Genomic DNA, 20,266 nt, shown 5'->3' with positions numbered 1-20,266 from the left:
AAACGCGGCGGAATGTATCGCTGTCAGGGATACCATTAGGCAGTTCCAATGCCAATGCGGTTCGTAACGTTTCTTCCCGTTCCCGCCCAAACATCTCCATATCAACAAAATCTTCACCCATGCAAATAACTGATAATAATCCAATAATAACAATGTCTTCCAATTTGTGTCGAAGATTTCCGTAAGGACGGCGAGGATCGGTTAAACCTGAAACGGCTTCTTTTAATTTTGTTGTACTCATGGGCGATGGGTTATGGCTTTTATGGAAAAAAGTAAATGCTGTTGGTCTGTGAGTATAATAATGCTTATTTTGAGATTGAATTTCAACGGAGAAAAGTCATGTGCCGTAATATCCAGCAGTTGGGTTTAATTTGGACAGGCAGTGATTGCTGACGCCGTGGCGGTTATGGTGGGTTTTTTCGTATGGAGCGTGAATCAAAAATAATGCTGATGCAGCAGGGGCTTTAACGGCTTCTGACATGGCAGCAGCGGTGGCGGAAGAAGTGGTTGCCGATCACAACAGACAATAATGCCTTGGGCAGCGGCAATGCCGCCGAAGCACGCCGCGCGGAAGTGATATTGGAATAATTCATACTGTTGATTGAGTTAAAACAAAAAGGACGGAAAACCGTCCTTTTTGTTTATCAAATACAAAAAATACAAAATGAATTGCTTGTTTTAAAGTCAATTCGTCTGCTTGATTCCACACTTCAATTTCAGATTGCATCTTGCTTGCCAAAAAGGTTTTGCCTTTGAGTGAATTGGATATTGCACTGATAAACCACCTGCATATCCTATTTTTAAAAATGAAAGAACGGACAGCATAAACCCATGAACACTTATTTCGATTTATTTCAATTGCCCGCGCAATTTGTTTTGGACAGCAACGTTTTGGTGCAGCATTACCGCACATTGGCAGAAGCGTGCCACCCCGATAAATTTGCCGCCGCCGATGCTTTTGCGCAAAAGCAAGCGATGATGATGACGGCAACAATAAACGAAGCCTACCGCGTGTTAAACGATCCGCTCAACCGTGCTGCTTATTTACTGCAACAAGCAGGCATTGATGCAGACGCGCCTGAACATACCCATTACCCGCCTGAATTTTTAATGCAGCAAATGGCGTGGCGCGAGGCTTTGGCAGAGGCGGGTGCGGAAAAAGATGAAGCGGCACTCATGGATTTATCTGCCGAAATCGGCGCGGCACAAAATGATCTTTTAAATGAATTGACAACCGCTTTTACCAAAAACGATTTAAACCAAGCCGCCGACTGGGTACGCCAAGGACGGTTTTTGCATAAATTACAGCAAGAAATTCAGGCAGCCTTGCCCTGAAATTAACAAGCATTATTGATAACAAAACACAATGGAATTGGCAGGATGCAAGTGCAATTAACTCATTTTTTACCCGCCCGCCGCGCTTCTAAGCCCCGCGCTCCGTATGGGTAACAGGTTTATCGGTTTGAAAAATAATGCTGTTAATTATATTCAGCTTCGCTTATGCCACACTTCCCACAGCCACATACCCACCAGCATTGCAGTAACAAAAATCACCATATCGGCGCGTCCTTGTCCGAGCAATACCCACGCGGGACCAGGGCAAATACCTGCCAAACCCCAGCCGATACCAAACAATGTACTGCCCGTGATTAAGCGAGGTGTAATGGTTTTGGCGGCGGGCTGATCAAATTTTCCTTCACAAAAAGGTTTATCACGCCGTTTTGCCCATTGAAATGCCGCCGTACTCACCAACACCGCTCCGCCCAGCACAAACATCAAACTGCTGTCCCAATTGCCGAATATATCCAGAAAACCCTGCACTTTAGCAGGATTGGTCATGCCGGACACCAGCAAACCAATGCCAAACAATACGCCGATTAAAAAAGCCCCTGCATTCATTGCAGCACCCTCAATACAAAACGCAGCACCGCTACTATTAAAATACCGAAGCACAGAAATACAATAACCGCCGCCGCCGAGCGCACAGACAAACGACCCAAGCCGCACACGCCGTGTCCGCTGGTGCAGCCGCCGCCCATGCGTGTGCCGAAGCCGATTAACACACCTGCCGCTACCAACACAATATAACGCAGCCAATCCGCTTGATGTGCCCAAACCCCCGTATTTTCAGGCAGCCCAAACCACAGGCGATAACACAGCCCAGCGCACAGCAAACCGACAATAAACCACAGCCGCCAAATACGTTCTTTCCTTGTTTGTGTGCCGATGCCTGCGGTAATGCCGCTCACGCCCATGATGCGCCCGTATAACAGCCACAGCAATGCGGCGGACAAACCAATCAACAAACCACCCGCCAACGGCAGCAGCCAAGTTTCGTTCATAACCATTCCATATCATCAAATGCTTTGGGAAAAAATCATTTAAACGAGGATAATATAAATTATATTACATATTATAATTACATGAAATATTATTTGCTTGAATGTTTACACATTGCCGCATTAGTCACAGCAAATGATTTGCTGAAAAACAAAACCAATACAGCGGAATTGAGATTTTTGGCATTAGCTGACCGACAACATTTGTGTCAATTCAATGGCGTTGCCAAATCGGTATTTGGAAGTGTGTGGGCAAGTATTTCAGTAGTAGCCATGTTTAAAACAATCAGTAAAAAATGTTATGCTTATTCGATACCGCACTATAGCTAAGCAATTATTTTTGCAAATGGATACCGCGTTTCATGCTGACTTCTACTTGATTATTTCATTATTTCGGATTACCGCATGATGAAAAAGAAAGTGGTTTGGCTGTATTTGCATTGGGTAAACCGCGAACCCGTTTGCGGTTAATCGCATAGTTGCCAATATTTCAGGCAGCCTGAAATCTCTGTTTTTGTCCAATGATTGGAAGCCGCTAAAGTGAGCAGGGCAACGGCGGTTTCCAAGTTGGCTTTGCCGCCGTTTATCACGCCTGTTTCCCGCAGGGCATGTCCTTGAGCGTAAACCCCCGCTGTTTTTCCCTGCAATACTTGGCTGATGTTGATGACGGGAATATTGCGTTCCGCCAGCCTGTGTAAAGCGGCGAATAATTGCGGGCAGTCAGGTGCGTTGCCGTGTCCGTAGCTTTGCAGCACTGCGCCGTCGGCGGGAATGGTGTTGAGGCTCTCGGCTATCATTTCGCTGCTTGCGCCGGGGATTAGGGTGTGGCACACAATACGCACCGACGGATTGATTGACGGATTGATTGACCATGCGGGGGGCATAAGGGCTTGCGGTCCAGGCAGCCTGTTTGCGGTTTGTTTTTGCCATTGTCCGTGTTCAGGCAGCCATGAAGCCAACGGTGCGAAATGCGGGGTATCAAAAGCGGCGGCGGTTTCGGTGCTGATTTTGGTGCTGCCGACGGCGCGGTAAAGCTGCCCGTTGAAAGCCACGGCGCAATGATGTAAATCCGTTAATAAACACGCAGCCAGTGCGGTGCGCAGATTGAATTCGGCATCAGAATGGCGTTGCCCAAACGGCCATTGTGCACCGGTGATGATGATGGGTTTATTCAGATCGGGCAGAGACAATGCCAAAATATTGGCGGTATAAGCGAGGGTATCGGTGCCGTGCAGAATCAATAGGGCATCGTAACGCGGCAGCGCATTGTGTATCCAAGCAAGCCAATCTTGCCAATGGGTTAAATTGACGGCAGAAGAATCAATCAGTGGATCGCTGATGTGCCAATCCGCAGTCAGGCTGCCTGAAAATAAGTGCTGGGTGTGGCGGGCTAAATTCGGTGCGGGAATAAGCCCTTGCGGGCTGTCTATCATGCCGATGGTGCCGCCGGTGTAAAGAATACCGATGTTTGCTGTCATGGCGTGTTTGGTGGTTTGGGTTTATGAATTGGATTTCGCTTGCTCTTGCTGTGCTTTGTATTCGCGCAGATAAGCCAAGGCTTGTGCTTTTTTTGCGTCATCGCCGTATTGTACGTCGCGCAGGGCGCGGCGGTAGGTGGCGCGTTCTTGTGCTTTGGCGATTTGTCGGCGGGCGAATTGCTGTTGTTCGTCAGACGGTGCGGCGGGTTGGGTTTGAATCTGTGCTTTTGCCCGTGCCACGGCGTTGGCAATCAAATCATGCGGATTGATATTCAGGCTGCCTGAAAGTGGGGCTGAAGACGCTGTTTCAACCGAATGCTTGGGATTTGTTTGAGCCGCTCGCCGCTTTTGCCGTAAATGAATCAGCCGTTGCTGCCGTCGCAAATAGCGGGTTTTGGCGTGCGCAGCAGCGGCTTGGCGCGGCGTTGGCGCGGTGTCTGCCAAGCGGTGCGCCCGCGGCAGCCAAGTATCTGCCACCGGCTGCATCACGATGCAATCCACGGGGCAAGGCGGCAAACACAAGCCGCAGCCGGTGCATTCATCGCTCAATACGCTGTGCATGAATTTGGCAGCGCCGATAATCGCATCAACAGGACAGGCTTTAATACACGCGGTGCAGCCGATACACGCCGATTCGTCAATTGCGGCAATCGCTTTGGTGCTTTCGGTGTTGTGCAAAGGCAAGGGTGATGTGTTCAGCAAGGCTGCCAATTCGTTCATTACAGTATCACCGCCGGGCAGGCATAAATTAATTTGGGCAGTACCGGCAGCGAGGGCTTGCGCATATGGCGCACACGCATCAAAACCACATTGACGGCATTGACTTTGCGGCAAGCAGTTTTCGATGTGTTCGGCTAAAAGGTTGGAATTCATGTGCTTGTTGAGAGGCAAGACAAATGCACTGATAAAATTGAATCTGTATTCAAGTGAACACTGTGCATTAGATACTTTAAATAAATTATTTGATATTAACACGCAAATACGTGCAAATACATTAATCTGGTCGGGCTGTGTTTGTTACGACAGGGCAGATTGGTCAGAAGTAAGAATACCCGCCGTATGCCTGACAGGCAAGTAAAATCCATACATAAAATTGAGGTCAATATGAATAAACTGTGTACTTTCTTATTTTTAGGAATTGCGCTCTCCGCGTGTGCGGCAAATTCAAGCAGTAAAACCAATGAAGAAAACCGGCAGAACCAGCCGGTTTCGGCACATGGGCATCTCCACGGCAATGCACTTTTGCCTGCGAATATGACGGCGGCGGTTAATCCCAAGTATGCGGTGGGTCAGCGCGTGGTGATTAATGAAGAACACATGCCCAATAGTTTGGGCGCAAAAGGTGTGGTGAAAGGCGCTTATCGAACCAATTTGATTATGGTGAGCTTTGCGGACAAATACGGCAATGTTATCAGCAACCATAAATGGGTTGTCCAAGAAGAGTTGGCGGATAAAAAAATTGCCCGTAAAGGCGATAAAGTGAAGCTGAGTGCCGCGCATTTGGGCGGTGATATGAATGCAGCGGCTTTTGTTGATGATGTTTTGTATCAACAAACCGCTTATGTGGTGGATTATCTGCCTACAGACGGCGGCGCAATGGTGGAAGATCACATGTGGTACTCGGAGCAGGAATTGCTGCCGGATAATACCAAATAAAGATTGACGGCTTTCTCAATATCACATGCCCCGTACCGCATTATTGTGCGGCACGGGGCATGTGTTTTTTATTTGCTGCACTGATGTTAATCTTGCTGTAACCGCTGTGCCATATCCAGCGCGTAATACGTCAAAATCCCGTCGGCACCGGCGCGCTTGAAGGCGAGCAGGCTTTCCGCAATCACCAAATCGGCGTTTAACCAACCGTTTTGAATCGCCGCTTGCAACATGGCGTATTCGCCGGATACTTGGTAGGCAAAGGTGGGTACGCCGAATTCGTCTTTGACGCGGCGGATAATGTCTAAATAAGGCAAGCCCGGTTTAATCATCACCATATCTGCGCCTTCTTGAATGTCCAGCGCAATTTCGTGCAGGGCTTCGTTGCTGTTGGCGGGGTCCATTTGGTAGGTGTATTTATTGCCTTTTCCCAAATTGCCGGAACTGCCCACGGCGTGGCGGAACGGGCCGTAAAAAGCAGAGGCATATTTAGCGGCGTATGACATGATGCGGGTGTGGATAAAGCCGTTGGCTTCTAAGGCTTCGCGGATTGCGCCGATGCGTCCGTCCATCATGTCTGACGGCGATATAATATCCGCGCCGGCATCGGCGTGAATCAGTGATTGCCGAATCAATGCCTCGATGGTTTCATCGTTGAGGATATAGCCGGTATCGTCAATTAAACCGTCTTGCCCGTGGGTGGTGTAGGGGTCAAGTGCTTGGTCGGTCATCACGCCCAATTCAGGGAAACGGGATTTCACCGCACGAATGGCGCGCGGGATAATGCCGTTTTCGTCCCAAGCAGCGCGGCCGTCTTCGGTTTTGGCAGACGAATCGGGTACGCCGAATAAATCCAACACGGGAACACCCAGATTTAAGGCTTGTTCTGCCGTTTTCAATAATTCATCAATAGATAAACGTTCTACACCCGGCATGGCGGCAACGGCTTCGCGTCCTGTTTTTTCGTGAACAAACACGGGCAGGATTAAATCGTCGGCGGTTAATTGGTGTTCACGCATTAATCGGCGGGAAAACTCATCGCGGCGCATGCGGCGCATGCGGGTGGCGGGAATGTGGCGCGGCGGAAAATTCATAATATAATTCTTTGAAAATAAAAAATCAGTGTTTTGTTTAAATAGACAGGGATACGATGTTTCGTATCCCTGTGTTTAATTTAATAGGCTGCCTGAAAAAATAATTTTACCGCAAATTTACAGCAGAATTAGTTGGCAAAATACTTTTGATAAATTTTGTCGTATTCACCGTTATCGCGTATGGCTTGCAAAGAGGTGTTGAGTTTGTTCAGCAATTCGGTGTCATCGGGGCGCACCGCTAAACCATAGCGTTCTACTTCAAAATCAGAGACAAGGACGCTGGTGAAACCTTTATCGCCGTTGTTTTTGATGTAGTTGCTGATAACGGCACTGTCGCTGATGGCAACGTCCACGCCGCCGCTCTCTACTTCTTTAATCAGCAAGGGCAGACTTTCAAAACGAGCAATTTTGGGGCTGGTTGCACCCAGAATTTTTTGTGCTGCCAAGTCGCCGGTGTTGCCGGTAACCACGCCAATGCGTTCCAGCTTTTTCAAGTCTTCCGCAGATTTAATTTGTTTGCCTTGCGGCACCAAAACCACTTGGGCGATTTCAAAGTAAGGATCGGAAAACGCCATGGTTTGTTTGCGCTCGTCTGTGATGGTAACGGCAGAGGCGATAATATCAAAATCGCGGTTACTCAAACTGGCAAACAGGCTGTCCCACGGTTGATTTTTAAAGGTAATTTTAAAGCCGCCTGCTTCTGCCAAGGCTTTCATTAAATCAATGTCAAAACCCGTTAATTCACCGTCTGCCATTTGAGATTCAAACGGGGCGAATTCAGCATTGGTGCCAACGGTATAGGTTTTTTCTTGTGCATTGCCGGCAGGTGTACTTGCGGTATTTCCCGCACCGCTTGATGCTTCATTGCCGCAAGCACTCAGCAGAAAAGTGAGAGTGAGTAAACCCAATGCCAGCCATTTTTTGATACGCATGATGAAATCTCTCTGTTTTAAAAGACAAGCGGTTGATAAAAAATGATAAATTATGACATATTCTAACAGAAAACCCATAATGGGCAGAAGAGCTCAGCGGGTATTCAGACCAACAGCATTTACTTTTTACCATAAAAGCCATAACCCATCGCCCATGAGTACAACAAAATTAAAAGAAGTCGTTTCAGGCTTAGCCGATCCTCGTCCTGCCATTTGAGATTCAAACGGAGCGAATTCAGCATTGGTGCCAATGGTATAGGGTTTTTTTGTGCATTGCCGGCAGGTATGCTTGCGGTATTTTCCGCACTGCTTGATGCTTCATTACCGCGAGCATTCTGGAAGTGAGTAAACCAGCTTAAAAGTGTATACGATACGGATAAAGTTCGCAAGCACTCAGCAGAAAAGTGAGAGTGAGTAAACCCAGTGCCAGCCATTTTTTGGTACGCATGATGAAACCTCTCTGTTTTAAAAGATAAGCGGTTGATGAAAAATAATAAATTATGACATATTTTGACAGAAAACCCATAATGGGCAGAATAGCTCAGCGGGTATTTTGCCTGTCTGGATTATTTGGCGACAGTGTATAATTATATGCTGTTTGCCCAATATCGCCGTGTTCAGGCAGCCTGAACAGAGGTGAAATGGGTATGCCATGTGCTGAAAAAATACGTTTATATTATAATCTTAAAAGAAATATTTGGGAAATGCCGTATTGTCCTCAGTGGTAAAAATGCACATATATCGTTATTGTACACCCTCGAATCGGTATGGCAATGGGTTGCCGGCGGGCTGCGCCGGATTGATACGCAGATTGCCGCAGCTGTTCTGTTTTTCTCTGTTAAGTGATGGTTGATTTGTATAAAAAAATGTTGTTGCTTATGCCGTATATTTTTTAAACGCCGCTGAAATAAAGGATTAGTCATGTATATTTTTCACACCATTTCTGGATTGCGCGCATGGCGTAAAACGGCGGGTATTGTGGCGTTGGTGCCGACTATGGGCAATTTGCACGAAGGGCATTTGGCTTTGGTGCGCGAAGCACGGCGGCGATCAGATGCGGTGGTGGTCAGTATTTTTGTGAATCGTTTGCAGTTCGGGCAAGGCGAGGACTTTGACCGCTATCCGCGCACTTTGCAGGAAGACACCGATAAGTTACACGGCGAAGGTGTGGCGGCGGTGTTTGCGCCCGATGAACATGAACTTTATCCGCATGTTTCGCAAGACTACAATATTGAACCGCCGCATTTGCAAAATGAGTTGTGCGGCAGGGTGCGTCCGGGTCATTTTCGCGGTGTGGCAACGGTGGTGGCGAAGCTATTTAATATTGTCCAGCCCGATATTGCGTGTTTCGGTAAAAAAGATTATCAGCAATTGGCGATTATCCGCGGCATGGCGGCGGATTTGAATTTTAATATTGAAATTGTCCCTGTGGATACCGGACGGGCGGACGACGGTTTGGCATTGTCCAGCCGAAATGCTTATCTGTCTGAGTCAGAAAGAGAAAAAGCACCGCAATTGTATGCTGCGTTGAGCCGCATTGCCGAACAAATTCAAATGGGCAGCCGTGATTATGTGCGTTTGGAAACCGATGCTGCCGATACTTTGCATCGTAATGGCTGGCAGGTGGACTATGTCGAGATTCGCCATGCCGATACATTAACTGTGGCTCATGTTGGTGATGCGGATTTGGTGGTGCTGGCGGCGGCGCGATTGGGAAAAACCCGTTTGATTGACAATATTGAAATTCATTTGGATAAAAAAACAATATAAAGGTACGCTGAATGACGAAACGATTAAGCGGCAATTCGTGGAACTGTATCAGTGAATACCGATTGTTAAATAATTGTCAAAGCAAAAAATTTTGGGAACAACCATGTGGTGGATAATTTTATTGGTGCTGGTGTTGGTGATTGCCGCTTTGCTGTGGTGGAAAAAACAACAGGAAGAAGAATGGCAGTTAGAACAAGCCTATTTGCTGCGTCATGAAAGCCGTGAGGAGTATGGCGATGATTGCGTGAAACCGCAGGCGGCTGCACCGAAAATCAAACCCAATTTTTTGAATATTCGGCTGAAAAAGCAAGAACAAGATGCAATGCGCGCGGATTATGAACGCATTCAAGCGCAGATGAAACCCAAAAAAATACGGCATAAAGCCGGTGCACCCAAAGAGCAGGAAGATTTACTGAAAGAACCTGAATTACCGATTGCCGCATCGGCAAAAATGGCAACAGAAATACCGTTGGTGCATAATTTTACCGAATACGATAAAACTTTGGTTGAAAAAACGCTTTTCAGGCAGCCTGAAAACACCAAAGAACCGTTGCCGCAATCTTCTTTAGAGGAGATTACATTGGCGGAAGCCACGCGGATATTATCAGCAAAAATGCCGTTGCCGCCGGAAAAACCGATCCAGAAAGAAGTGATTGAACTGAATTGGCAGCCGCGCAAAAAAGATTATGCCAAAAGAGCAGCGCTGCCGGAAATCACCATTGGCGACCCTGCACTGAATCGAGTACGCGCCCGTGCGCAGCAAGAACGCGAATTGAATCAGCCGTCAAGAACAAAAACGACCACCATCAGCGATGATGATATTCGCGCCAATTTGGTGCGGCGCAGTTTGGCACGGCAATATGGCCGTTCTGCGTCTGCACATGATAAAAAAATCACTGATTTGCCGATTATTGCCGAGCATGAGGCGCTGGCAAATTTGGAAAAAACCAATGCGCCCGCCGCCCGATACGCCGAAAAACGAACCGTGGTGCGAGAGAGTGTGATTCCGGCGGCGGCGAGAATCAACCAAAGCCACACCATACCGCAAATACCGCAGCCGCCGGTTTTGTCACCTGCGGCAAAGGCGGCAACGGCGCGGTTGGTGAAGCCTTTGGTAAAATCGTCTATTCCCTCGATTGATCCTGCGGCTCAGGTGATTTCGTCTCGATTCACGCCTTTTTTACCAAACAAAAACGACAGTACTGATAACGGCAGAATACCTTTGGTACTTGCCGCAGATTACCCTGCACCAAAAAATAAAGCCAAATCTTTGTGGTACGCTTCGGGCAGTACAGTCAATTATGATATTGATCCGAATGTTGCCGAACACACCCATCGGGCGTTTGTGCCGCCAAAATCACAGTGGCTGCCTGAAGGGCGCGGAGCATCGGCGGCATCAAACAGAATGGATTTGGTGAATGAGGTATCGGCGAAAGAAGCGGATAACGCAGCAAGTGCATTGGGAGCACGGCGCAGCGTGTGGGCAGTGGGGCAGGAGTTGCCTGAAACAAACAGCGAAAACAGCAGCGAAATACCTGAATGGCAACGCACTTTAAATGAAAGTGCTGCCAAATCTGCGCCTCTTCAGGCAGCCGCCGGTTCGCGTCCGTTTACCACCACGCAACCCATACGTGAGGCCTTTACCGCTGCAAATGAAAGTGCTGCCAAATCTGCGCCTCTTCAGGCAGCCGTTGGTTCGCGTTCGTTTGCCACCGCGCAATCCATACGTGAAGCCTTTGCTGCTGCGCGGACTGCAAAAAATACAGCGGCTGATTTTGGACAAAATCATGCAGATACCGATGAAACCTTGCAAGAAGCAGAGTCCGCGGATTTTGAAAGCCGATATGACTGGTCAGAGCCGCAATCGGCACACATCAGTGGCGGTAATACTTTGGCAGATGATGACGATACGGACGATATTTTTGAACCACATTCTGCTGCTTTTACCAATTTCACTGACTACACTGACAGCAATACTGAAAAGCGCGAACAGCCGCCGCTGCCTGATTTGGATTTATTGCTGCCGCCGCAATTTGATGCCGACGCACAGCAAACCGAAGAAACATTGCTGGAAAACGGCATCATCATTGAAGAAAAACTGGCAGAGTTTAAAGTTAAAGTCAATGTGGTTGATGCGTATGCCGGTCCGGTGATTACCCGTTATGAAATTGAGCCGGCGCAAGGTGTGCGCGGCAATCAAGTGGTGAATTTAGAAAAAGATTTGGCGCGCAGTTTGGGTTTTGGTGCGATTCGCGTTGTGGAAACCATACCCGGCAAAACATGTATGGGTTTGGAATTGCCCAATCCGCGGCGGCAAATGATTCGGCTAAGCGAAATTTTCAATGCACCCGTGTTTCGGGAATCCCGTTCTAAACTCACACTGGCACTCGGGCAGGACATCACGGGTGCACCGGTGGTTACTGATTTAGCCAAAGCCCCGCATTTATTGGTGGCGGGGACAACCGGTTCAGGTAAATCTGTGGGCGTAAACGCCATGATTTTATCCATGCTGTTTAAAGCCTCGCCCGAAGAAGTGCGCCTGATTATGATTGACCCGAAAATGCTGGAATTAAGCATTTATGAGGGCATTCCGCACCTGCTGGCACCGGTGGTTACTGACATGAATCTTGCCGCAAACGCTTTGACGTGGTGTGTGAACGAAATGGAAAAACGTTATCGCCTGATGAGTCATGTGGGTGTGCGCAATCTGGCGGGATTTAATCAGAAAATCAATGAAGCCGCCGCGCACAGACAAAAATTGGCAAATCCGTTTTCACTCACGCCTGCTACGCCCGAACCATTGGAAAAACTGCCGTTTATCGTGGTGGTGGTTGATGAGTTTGCCGATTTAATGATGGTGGCAGGTAAAAAAATTGAAGAACTCATTGCGCGGTTGGCACAAAAAGCCCGTGCTGCCGGTATTCATTTGATTTTGGCAACACAACGCCCGAGTGTGGACGTGATTACCGGCTTGATTAAAGCCAATATTCCCACACGGGTGGCGTTTCAAGTGTCCAGCAAGATTGACAGCCGCACCATCTTGGATCAAATGGGTGCGGAAAATTTGCTGGGACAAGGTGATATGCTGTTTTTGCCGCCGGGAACGGGCTACCCGCAGCGCGTTCACGGCGCGTTTGTTGCCGACGAAGAAGTACATCGAGTGGTTGATTTCTTAAAACAGTTCGGCGAGCCGCAATATGTGGACGACATTCTCAGCGGCGGCGTGAGCGATGACGATATGTTCAGCAATGCCGGCGGCAGCCGCAGCAACGACGGCGACCAAGACACGCTTTACGATGAAGCCGTGTCTTTGGTGATTAAATCACGCAAAGCCAGCATTTCCTCTGTACAACGCCAATTGCGCATCGGCTACAACCGCGCCGCCCGTATGGTGGAGCAAATGGAAACGGACGGGGTTGTGTCGGCGGCAGAGAGCAACGGCAACCGAACGGTATTGGCACAAAATCTGCCGACGCAAGAAGATTAGGCGGCTTTAACTTTAAATGAGCGCGCTGTGTTCAGGATTGGTATTGAAAAATCAGTATTGAAAATCTTTGTTTGCAGGCCGTGATTAGCGCAACACAACGTCATCGGGCAATTCGTTGATGCCCGGTTCACTGCGCGGGAAACAGGTGCTTAAAATGGTGTTGATGTGCTGCAAACCTTGCTGTAAACCGTCAATAAACTGTTGCTGCCTGAAAGCATCAAGGATTTCATTGCACACGGTTTGCCATTCATCTTGTGCCACTTTTGCATTGATGCCGCGATCGGCAATGATTTCCACGGCATGATCGGCAAAAGACACATAAACCAATACACCGCTGTTGTGTTCCGTATCCCACACGCCCAGTTCACCAAACCATTGCAAAGCACGGTTTCGCGGGCTTAAACCGTGCCAAACCGCTGAAAAATCCATACTTGATTCAATCACAAAGCGAATTTGCCCTGTGTGTTGGGTTTCGGATTGAGTGATTTGCCGGCTCAATTGCTGTAATTCGTGCGGCGGAAAATATTTTGCCACACGCAGGCGCGGGTACATGCCGTGCCGCCACAATCTAACCCATCGATTTTGTGTATTCATTTGCCAACCTTGTTTGTTACCAGCCGCCGGACGCGCCGCCGCCGCCAAATCCGCCACCGCCACCGCCGAAGCCACCACCACCGAATCCGCCGCCGCTGCCAAATCCACCACCGCCGCCACCGATAAATGGAGATGCCACGCCGGAAGCAAACACAAATATGGCGGCAAAGAGTGCGAAGATTAAGCTCAAGAAAATGCCTATTCCCAAGACAATGCCCAACCCCAAAACCACGCCGCCGGTGATAACGCCGCCAAAAATACGGCCGAAAACGGCTTTGGCAACCATGCCGCCTGTAAATATGGCAATAATCAATACGGGCAGCATGGATAAAGCACCGCTTTCTTGATTTTGTTGATTGGGTGCTGCCAATTCTTCACCGGCAATCAATTTTTCAATTTGTGCCACGGCTTGTTGGATACCGGCATCGGTTTGTCCTTGCTGTAAATACGGGCGCAACACGTCGTCTAAGATGCGTTTGGCATAAACATCGGGAATTGCGCCTTCCAAGCCGCGGCCAACCGCCAAATGGGTTTTGCGTTCGTTTTTCACCAGCAGAAGCAATGCACCGTCATCAACACCTTTGCGCCCGGGCTTCCATGCGTCCATCACGCGGGTGGCATAGTCAAACGGGGGTTCGGGTGCGATTTCAGGCACGGTCAGCACGATAATTTGACTGCCGTGCTGATTGGCATAATCCAGTAAATGTTGGTTTAGGGCTTCTCGTGCCTGCGGCTGCATCATTTGTGCCGTGTCCATAACCGGCGCGGTGAGCTTCGGAATAATCGCCAACGGCTCTGCCGCCAGTGTGCCGCCGATGCAGAGAAAAATAAGCAGTGCCAATAGCCGCTGCCACAGCATTTTCATAAATATCCTTATTTTAATCAGATATTTGCTTTAAATAAATGGTTAAATCAGTCTGAAAGCGGGTTGGTTAATAAAACACATTAACCCACTTTCAGGCAGCCTAAAATACGGCCGTAAAACCCAATTAAAATTCTACTTTGGGTGCTTGTTTCACTGCCGCTTCATTTTCTACGCTGAAATTCGGACGAACTTTTAAGCCGAAAATTTTGGCGGTGATGTTATTGGGAAAAGAGCGCACGGTGGTGTTGTAGGTGCGAATGGCTTCGATATAGCGGTTACGCGCCAGTGAAATACGGTTTTCCGTGCCTTCCAGCTGCGCTTGTAAATCGCGGAAATTTTGATCGGCTTTTAATTGCGGATAGTTTTCCGATACCACCAATAAACGGCTCAAAGCACTGCTCAATTCGCCTTGCGCTTGTGAGAATTGCTTCAGTTTGGCTTCGTCGGTGGCATCAGCTGCGGTCATGTTGATGCTGCCGACTTTAGAACGGGCATTGGTCACTTCGGTTAATACCTGTTCTTCGTGCTTGGCATAGCCTTTTACGGTATTGACCAAGTTGGGAATCAAATCAGCACGGCGTTGATATTGGTTTAATACTTCCGACCATGCCGCATTTGCTGCCTCATCTTCGGATTGCATGGTGTTATAGCCGCAGCCGCTCAAGCCTAAAGTGAGTGCCAGTGCGGCAATAAAAGCCAAAATACGTTTATACATAATCACTTCCTTTTGTTTGAAAACCGGAGCATATCGGAATCTGAACCGAAACGAATGAAGTGTATCACAAGCCCTCATTTTAAAAAGGGTTTTCAACACCGATTTCGGAGAAGATGCGGTTAAATTAAATCATCATATGCCACAGCAAAGCGGCTGCCGAAACCAGCAGCAAAGCGGCGGCAGTGATTTTTACCCAAAAATGCAATTCCTGTTTTTGCCGTCGGCTGAACAAACGGTTAAGCAGGAGGATAATTAAACTCAAAATCAAGGCAATGCGAATCAGGCGGCCGATCATAAAAAATGCTTTCAAGATTTTCGGTGCGAGAATAAAGCGAAGCCATTACAATGGCAAACTTTTCCTTGTTCCATTCATGCCCATGAACCGCGCCGACAGCGTCGGTATTGTCCGACCGCAAAAACTGTTTTTTGACACCGCGCTGCCCTTGCAAAACGGCAGCGTGCTGCCTTGTTTTGATCTGATGATAGAAACTTACGGACAATTAAATGCCGACAAAAGCAATGCGGTATTGATTTGCCATGCCCTTTCAGGTAGCCACCATGTGGCTGGTTGTTATCATGAAACCGACAAACATGCAGGCTGGTGGGATAATATGGTGGGTCCGGGCAAGCCCTTGGATACCCGCCGCTTTTTTGTGGTGGGTGTAAACAACTTGGGCGGCAGCCACGGCAGCAGCGGACCTTTGAGCGAAAACCCGCAAACCGCCAAACCCTACGGCGCAGATTTTCCTTTGGTTACGGTGAAAGACTGGGTCAATACACAAGCATTGCTGGCAGATCGGTTGGGCATCGCCCAATGGGCGGCGGTCATGGGCGGCAGTTTGGGCGGTATGCAGGCTTTGCAATGGGCAATTGATTATCCGATACGGCTGCGCCACGCGCTGGTTATTGCCGCCGCGCCCAAATTATCCACTCAAAACATCGCCTTTAATGACGTTGCCCGCCAAGCCATACTCACCGATCCTGATTTTCACGGCGGCCATTATGCCGAACACAATACCGTGCCGCGCCGAGGTTTGCGTATTGCGCGCATGATGGGACACATCACTTATCTTGCCGAAGAAGGTTTGGGACGTAAATTCGGGCGGCAATTGCGCGGCGATGATTATCAATTCGGCTTTGATGTGGATTTTGAAGTGGAATCCTATTTGCGTTATCAAGGCGATAAATTTGCCGAAAGTTTTGATGCCAATACTTATTTACTGATGACCAAAGCACTGGATTATTTTGATCCCGCTCGTGAATTTAACAATGATTTAAGTGTTGCCGTGCGCCAAACCCAAGCCAAATTTTTGGTGATTAGTTTCAGCAGTGATTGGCGTTTCGCACCCGAGCGATCAGAAGAATTGGTGGACGCACTGCTTGCTGCCAAAAAACCGGTGCAATATGTTGCCGTGCAATCACACCACGGACACGATGCTTTTTTAATGGACGATGCCGCTTATTTTCAGGCAGCCCGCATTTATTTTAACAATATTGCCAAGGAGTTTGCCGCATGAATACATCGGTGTGCATCGCCTTGCGTGATGATTTGCAGCTGATTTACGATTGGATACCCGAGCGTAGCCGCGTGCTGGATTTGGGCTGCGGCGGTGGTGAATTGCTGGCGGCATTAACAGCACAAAAAAACTGCCAAGGCTACGGTGTGGAAATCGATACCGACAGCGTATTGGCAGCCATGACGCGCGGGGTGAACGTGATTCAAGCTGATTTGGAACAAGGCTTGCGCCGTTTTGAGGAAGCCAGTTTCGATGTGATTGTGTTAAGCCAAACCATACAAGCCATGCAAAACACCGAAACCATTCTGCAAGGCATGCGCCGCGTTGCCAAACAAGCCATTGTCAGCTTTCCCAACTTCGGCTACTGGCGCAACCGTTTGCAAATCGGTTTGTTTGGGCACATGCCTGTTTCCGAGCATATGCCCTATCAATGGTACAACACACCCAATATTCATTGGTGTACTTTAGAAGACTTTGAACGGCTGTGCGCTAAAAATCAATTAACTGTGCTGGAACGCGCGGTGATGAGCGAACACAAACGCATCACCCGCTTTCCCAATTGGCGCGGCAGTTTGGCGTTTTATCGGGTGGGCTGATTTAGGCAAATCAAATTTTCAGGTAAATTAAATTATTTCAGGCAGCCTGAAAAACCAATCAACCAAACAAGTTTCGCCGCGCTGTTGTATTCATGGCAAGGCTTGTGCCGTGGCATTCATTGAACTGTCAATCAAACAAGTCAAACAAGTCAAACAAGCTGCTGAAAATTTTTGTAAAACTGCCCTTGAATTTATGTGTACCAACCCTATCTAAGGGCGTGAACGCAGTATGCGATTTCCTTGTTTTTTATTTATTTTAAATGAAAAATCAGGAATTTATTTTTGTTTGATAAACAACTCACCTTTTTGTTGGAGAAAACCAAGATGACGATTCGTCCTTTGAATGACCGTGTGGTCGTAAAACGTTTGGAAGCCGAAGAAAAAACCGCATCCGGTATCGTGCTGCCGGGCAGTGCGGCAGAAAAGCCGGACATGGGTGAAGTATTGGCTGTGGGCAACGGCAAATTGCTGAAAAACGGTGATCGCCAAAAACTGGACGTAAAAGTGGGCGACAAAGTAATTTTCGGCAAATACAGCGGTCAAACCGTGAAAGTGGACGGTGATGAATTGCTGGTGATGCGCGAAGAAGATATTTTCGGCATTGTTGAATAAAAATCAGAAAACAATAGGCTGCCTGAAAAACAGCGCAGCCGTTTTGAATACCAAAATCATTTGAATTTTCAGGAGTAAATAACATGGCAGCAAAAGATGTGAAATTTGGCAGCGATGCCCGTCATAAAATGGTCATCGGCGTGAATGTATTGGCTGATGCGGTTAAAGTAACCTTGGGACCGAAAGGCCGCAATGTGTTGCTGGATCGTGCTTTTGGCGGCCCGCACATCACCAAAGACGGTGTAACCGTTGCCAAAGAAGTTGAACTGAAAGACAAATTTGAAAACATGGGCGCGCAATTGGTGAAAGAAGTGGCGTCCAAAACCAACGATGTTGCCGGCGACGGTACTACTACCGCCACCGTATTGGCGCAATCCATTGTTGCCGAAGGCATGAAATACGTTACCGCAGGCATGAACCCGATGGACTTGAAACGCGGTATCGACAAAGCGGTGGAGGCTTTGGTGGCTGAGCTGAAAAAAATTGCCAAACCCGTGCCGGAAAAATCCAAAGAAATCGCACAAGTGGCGTCTATTTCTTCTAACTCTGATGAATCCATCGGCGAAATCATTGCCAAAGCCATGAATGAAGTGGGCAAAGAAGGTGTGATTACCGTAGAAGACGGTAAATCATTGGAAAATGAAGTGGAAGTGGTTAAAGGCATGCAGTTTGACCGCGGCTATTTATCCCCCTATTTTGTTACCGATGTGGAAAAACAAATTGCCGGTATGGACAGCCCGTTTGTGTTGTTGTTCGATAAAAAAATCAGCAATATCCGTGATTTGCTGCCGATATTGGAACAAGTGGCAAAAACCAGCCGCCCCTTGTTGATTATTGCGGAAGATGTTGAGGGTGAAGCCTTGGCAACTTTGGTGGTGAACAATATCCGCGGTATTCTGAAAACCGTTGCTGTTAAAGCCCCGGGCTTTGGCGACCGCCGCAAAGCCATGCTGCAAGACATCGCTATTTTAACCGGCGGTACAGTGATTGCCGAAGAAGTAGGCTTGTCTTTGGAAAAAGCCACTTTAGACGATTTGGGTCAAGCCAAACGCATTGAAGTGGGCAAAGAAAACACCACCATTATTGACGGCTTGGGCGACAAAGGTGCGGTAGATGCGCGTGTGAAAGAAATTCGCCAGCAAATTGAAACCGCCACCAGCGACTACGATAAAGAAAAACTGCAAGAGCGTGTTGCCAAATTGGCAGGCGGTGTTGCGGTGATTAAAGTGGGTGCTGCCACTGAAGTGGAAATGAAAGAGAAAAAAGACCGCGTTGATGACGCGCTGCACGCAACCCGTGCTGCGGTAGAAGAAGGCGTGGTTGCCGGCGGCGGCGTGGCTTTGTTGCGCGCACGTGCGGCAGTGTCTGAGCTTTCCGGTGTAAATGCCGACCAAGATGCCGGTATTCAAATTGTGCTGAAAGCGGTTGAAGCACCTTTGCGTCAAATTGTTGCCAACGCAGGCGACGAACCGAGCGTGGTGATTAACAAAGTATTGGACGGCAGCGGCAACTACGGTTTCAACGCCGGTACCGGTGAATACGGCGACTTGTTGGAAATGGGTGTGATTGACCCCGCCAAAGTTACCCGCACTGCTTTGCAGCACGCCGCTTCGATTGCCGGCTTGATGCTCACCACTGACTGCATGATTGCCGAATTGCCGGAAGACAAACCTGCTATGCCTGATATGGGTGGTATGGGCGGCATGGGCGGCATGGGCGGTATGATGTAATCAACGCCTGATGCTTGATTTTCAGGCAGCCTATTAAAATTTACAGGCTGCCTGAAAAAGTGAAAAAATCGAATCCCCGGAATTGGGTATTCGATTTTTTTGTTGATTCCAGTATTTTTTATCATGCTGCCAATTTGGGTAAAGACGGTCTTTCTTCGTGGAAATAGGGTTGTTGATTATTGCCGCGACGACCACAATTCGGGCAACGTGCGCTGGCAAACCACAATTCATTATCCATATCACCAAAGCGTTTGGTATATAAAGCCAAACTTTCAGACCATGCTTGCTGTAGATTATCAGCATCTTCTTGACCGCGCATACCAAAATAGGGGAAGTGATGTAAAAAATAACCAAAAATCTTTTCACAATCTTCCTGATATTTTTGAGTATCCAAAATATGGTAGTGCCAAAAATCATCAACTGTTTTGGACGGAACCATAGAAAAATCAGGATATTCCAAGCATAAAGTCAAAAATTTCTTATACTCAACTTCAACTTTTTTCGCAAAATCCAATGACCACGCCTTACCCTCTTCTGTGTCCATTAGCTTAACAACAATGGGGTCAAGATTTAATTCATTGATTTCTTTACTTCCATAATCTGTAAGAATTATCCGCGTTGTTTACACTTTTCATCAAAATAAAAATATTTCTCTAGTACCTCGTATGGTGTCGCTCCGTTAAGCGATTTATGAGGCTTCACCGTATTGTAGTAGTTGATGAAGCGATTTAGCTCCAGCTTTCGATGCTCACTGTCCTGAAAGCGTGTTTTATCGTGCCACATCTGCATCAACGTCCTGATAACCCGCTCTGCCTTACCATTGGTCTGTGGGCGGGCAACTCGGGTAAATTTTTGATTGATGCGATGTTCTGTACAGACAATTT

At 48.0% G+C, this 20,266-nt stretch carries 22 protein-coding genes; 8 read left to right on the top strand and 14 right to left on the bottom strand.

The genetic code is table 11. The features are described 5' to 3' along the window. A partial coding sequence (locus Q384_RS07965) for a transposase family protein (RefSeq protein ID WP_037587070.1) occupies window positions 1-241 on the bottom strand: 241 nt, incomplete at its 3' end. 223 nt (window positions 242-464) lie between these two features. After that, complete coding sequence (locus tag Q384_RS14340) at window positions 465-593, bottom strand: hypothetical protein (RefSeq protein WP_281174522.1); 129 nt, start codon at window positions 591-593, stop codon at window positions 465-467. Window positions 594-831: 238 nt separating this feature from the next. Here Q384_RS14340 and hscB point away from each other — a divergent pair, with 238 nt between their 5' ends. Further along, the gene (gene hscB / locus Q384_RS07960) at window positions 832-1,335 is read left to right on the top strand and encodes a Fe-S protein assembly co-chaperone HscB (RefSeq protein ID WP_037587069.1); all 504 of its coding nucleotides are present in this window, start codon (window positions 832-834) and stop codon (window positions 1,333-1,335) included. Between the two features lie 153 nt (window positions 1,336-1,488). Here the strand turns inward: hscB and Q384_RS07955 are convergent, their stop codons facing one another. From Q384_RS07955 to Q384_RS07935, 4 genes are all read right to left on the bottom strand, one after another. Then, entirely contained in the window at window positions 1,489-1,899 is a 411-nt protein-coding gene (locus Q384_RS07955; protein WP_037587068.1) for a YeeE/YedE family protein, read from the bottom strand. Continuing rightward, window positions 1,896-2,342: a YeeE/YedE family protein gene (locus tag Q384_RS07950; RefSeq protein WP_051940737.1), complete on the bottom strand. Its 447-nt coding sequence runs from the start codon at window positions 2,340-2,342 to the stop codon at window positions 1,896-1,898. Before Q384_RS07950 ends, Q384_RS07955 begins: the two co-directional genes overlap by 4 nt. Window positions 2,343-2,806: 464 nt before the next feature. Next, window positions 2,807-3,817 (bottom strand): asparaginase, encoded by a 1,011-nt coding sequence (locus tag Q384_RS07940; RefSeq protein WP_037587065.1) that lies wholly within the window; start codon window positions 3,815-3,817, stop codon window positions 2,807-2,809. A 21-nt stretch (window positions 3,818-3,838) separates the two neighbouring features. After that, window positions 3,839-4,690: an RnfABCDGE type electron transport complex subunit B gene (locus tag Q384_RS07935; RefSeq protein ID WP_037587064.1), complete on the bottom strand. Its 852-nt coding sequence runs from the start codon at window positions 4,688-4,690 to the stop codon at window positions 3,839-3,841. 231 nt (window positions 4,691-4,921) lie between these two features. Here Q384_RS07935 and Q384_RS07930 point away from each other — a divergent pair, with 231 nt between their 5' ends. Next, window positions 4,922-5,473: a DUF1541 domain-containing protein gene (locus tag Q384_RS07930; RefSeq protein ID WP_037587063.1), complete on the top strand. Its 552-nt coding sequence runs from the start codon at window positions 4,922-4,924 to the stop codon at window positions 5,471-5,473. An 86-nt stretch (window positions 5,474-5,559) separates the two neighbouring features. Here Q384_RS07930 and hemB read toward each other — a convergent pair whose 3' ends face one another. Both hemB and Q384_RS07920 read right to left on the bottom strand, forming a co-directional pair. Beyond that, window positions 5,560-6,564 carry a porphobilinogen synthase gene (gene hemB, locus Q384_RS07925; protein ID WP_037587062.1) on the bottom strand — a complete coding sequence of 335 codons (1,005 nt, stop codon included), beginning with the start codon at window positions 6,562-6,564 and terminating at the stop codon, window positions 5,560-5,562. Between the two features lie 128 nt (window positions 6,565-6,692). Further along, a complete protein-coding gene (locus Q384_RS07920; protein ID WP_037587061.1) occupies window positions 6,693-7,496 on the bottom strand; it encodes a basic amino acid ABC transporter substrate-binding protein in 804 nt (267 codons plus the stop codon). 921 nt (window positions 7,497-8,417) lie between these two features. On the opposite strand from Q384_RS07920, the gene panC reads away from it, so the two are divergent. Together panC and Q384_RS14045 are read left to right on the top strand one after the other, a co-directional pair. After that, a complete protein-coding gene (panC, locus tag Q384_RS07910) occupies window positions 8,418-9,266 on the top strand; it encodes a pantoate--beta-alanine ligase (RefSeq protein WP_037587059.1) in 849 nt (282 codons plus the stop codon). Between the two features lie 103 nt (window positions 9,267-9,369). Then, the gene (locus Q384_RS14045) at window positions 9,370-12,753 is read left to right on the top strand and encodes a DNA translocase FtsK (protein ID WP_037587058.1); all 3,384 of its coding nucleotides are present in this window, start codon (window positions 9,370-9,372) and stop codon (window positions 12,751-12,753) included. Between the two features lie 84 nt (window positions 12,754-12,837). Here Q384_RS14045 and Q384_RS07900 read toward each other — a convergent pair whose 3' ends face one another. The 4 genes from Q384_RS07900 to Q384_RS13325 form a co-directional block, all read right to left on the bottom strand. Next, window positions 12,838-13,455, bottom strand: coding sequence for a TPM domain-containing protein (locus tag Q384_RS07900; protein WP_245608530.1), 618 nt, complete (start codon window positions 13,453-13,455; stop codon window positions 12,838-12,840). Then, the gene (locus tag Q384_RS14335) at window positions 13,364-14,212 is read right to left on the bottom strand and encodes a TPM domain-containing protein (protein ID WP_037587057.1); all 849 of its coding nucleotides are present in this window, start codon (window positions 14,210-14,212) and stop codon (window positions 13,364-13,366) included. Before Q384_RS14335 ends, Q384_RS07900 begins: the two co-directional genes overlap by 92 nt. Before the next feature lie 124 nt (window positions 14,213-14,336). Then, window positions 14,337-14,927: a LemA family protein gene (locus Q384_RS07890; protein ID WP_037587056.1), complete on the bottom strand. Its 591-nt coding sequence runs from the start codon at window positions 14,925-14,927 to the stop codon at window positions 14,337-14,339. Window positions 14,928-15,051: 124 nt separating this feature from the next. Continuing rightward, complete coding sequence (locus Q384_RS13325) at window positions 15,052-15,237, bottom strand: protein MIGRI (protein WP_156956504.1); 186 nt, start codon at window positions 15,235-15,237, stop codon at window positions 15,052-15,054. A 67-nt stretch (window positions 15,238-15,304) separates the two neighbouring features. Here Q384_RS13325 and metX point away from each other — a divergent pair, with 67 nt between their 5' ends. The 4 genes from metX to groL all read left to right on the top strand — a co-directional run bounded on the left by metX (window position 15,305) and on the right by groL (window position 19,382). Beyond that, complete coding sequence (gene metX / locus Q384_RS07885) at window positions 15,305-16,444, top strand: homoserine O-succinyltransferase MetX (protein ID WP_037587055.1); 1,140 nt, start codon at window positions 15,305-15,307, stop codon at window positions 16,442-16,444. Window positions 16,445-16,458: 14 nt separating this feature from the next. Next, complete coding sequence (gene metW, locus Q384_RS07880) at window positions 16,459-17,040, top strand: methionine biosynthesis protein MetW (protein ID WP_037587072.1); 582 nt, start codon at window positions 16,459-16,461, stop codon at window positions 17,038-17,040. Window positions 17,041-17,364: 324 nt separating this feature from the next. Beyond that, on the top strand, window positions 17,365-17,652 hold the full coding sequence (gene groES, locus Q384_RS07875; RefSeq protein ID WP_037587071.1) for a co-chaperone GroES: 288 nt from the start codon (window positions 17,365-17,367) through the stop codon (window positions 17,650-17,652). An 83-nt stretch (window positions 17,653-17,735) separates the two neighbouring features. Next, window positions 17,736-19,382: a chaperonin GroEL gene (gene groL / locus Q384_RS07870; protein WP_037587054.1), complete on the top strand. Its 1,647-nt coding sequence runs from the start codon at window positions 17,736-17,738 to the stop codon at window positions 19,380-19,382. A 121-nt stretch (window positions 19,383-19,503) separates the two neighbouring features. Here the strand turns inward: groL and Q384_RS07865 are convergent, their stop codons facing one another. Then, window positions 19,504-19,926 carry a glycine-rich domain-containing protein gene (locus Q384_RS07865; protein WP_051940732.1) on the bottom strand — a complete coding sequence of 141 codons (423 nt, stop codon included), beginning with the start codon at window positions 19,924-19,926 and terminating at the stop codon, window positions 19,504-19,506. Window positions 19,927-19,991: 65 nt separating this feature from the next. After that, on the bottom strand, window positions 19,992-20,266 hold a 275-nt coding region (locus Q384_RS07860), incomplete at its 5' end, for an integrase core domain-containing protein (RefSeq protein ID WP_037587052.1).

The organism is Stenoxybacter acetivorans DSM 19021 (genome assembly GCF_000745895.1).
Classification (GTDB): domain Bacteria; phylum Pseudomonadota; class Gammaproteobacteria; order Burkholderiales; family Neisseriaceae; genus Stenoxybacter; species Stenoxybacter acetivorans.
This window is presented reverse-complemented; position numbering and strand designations above follow the sequence as displayed.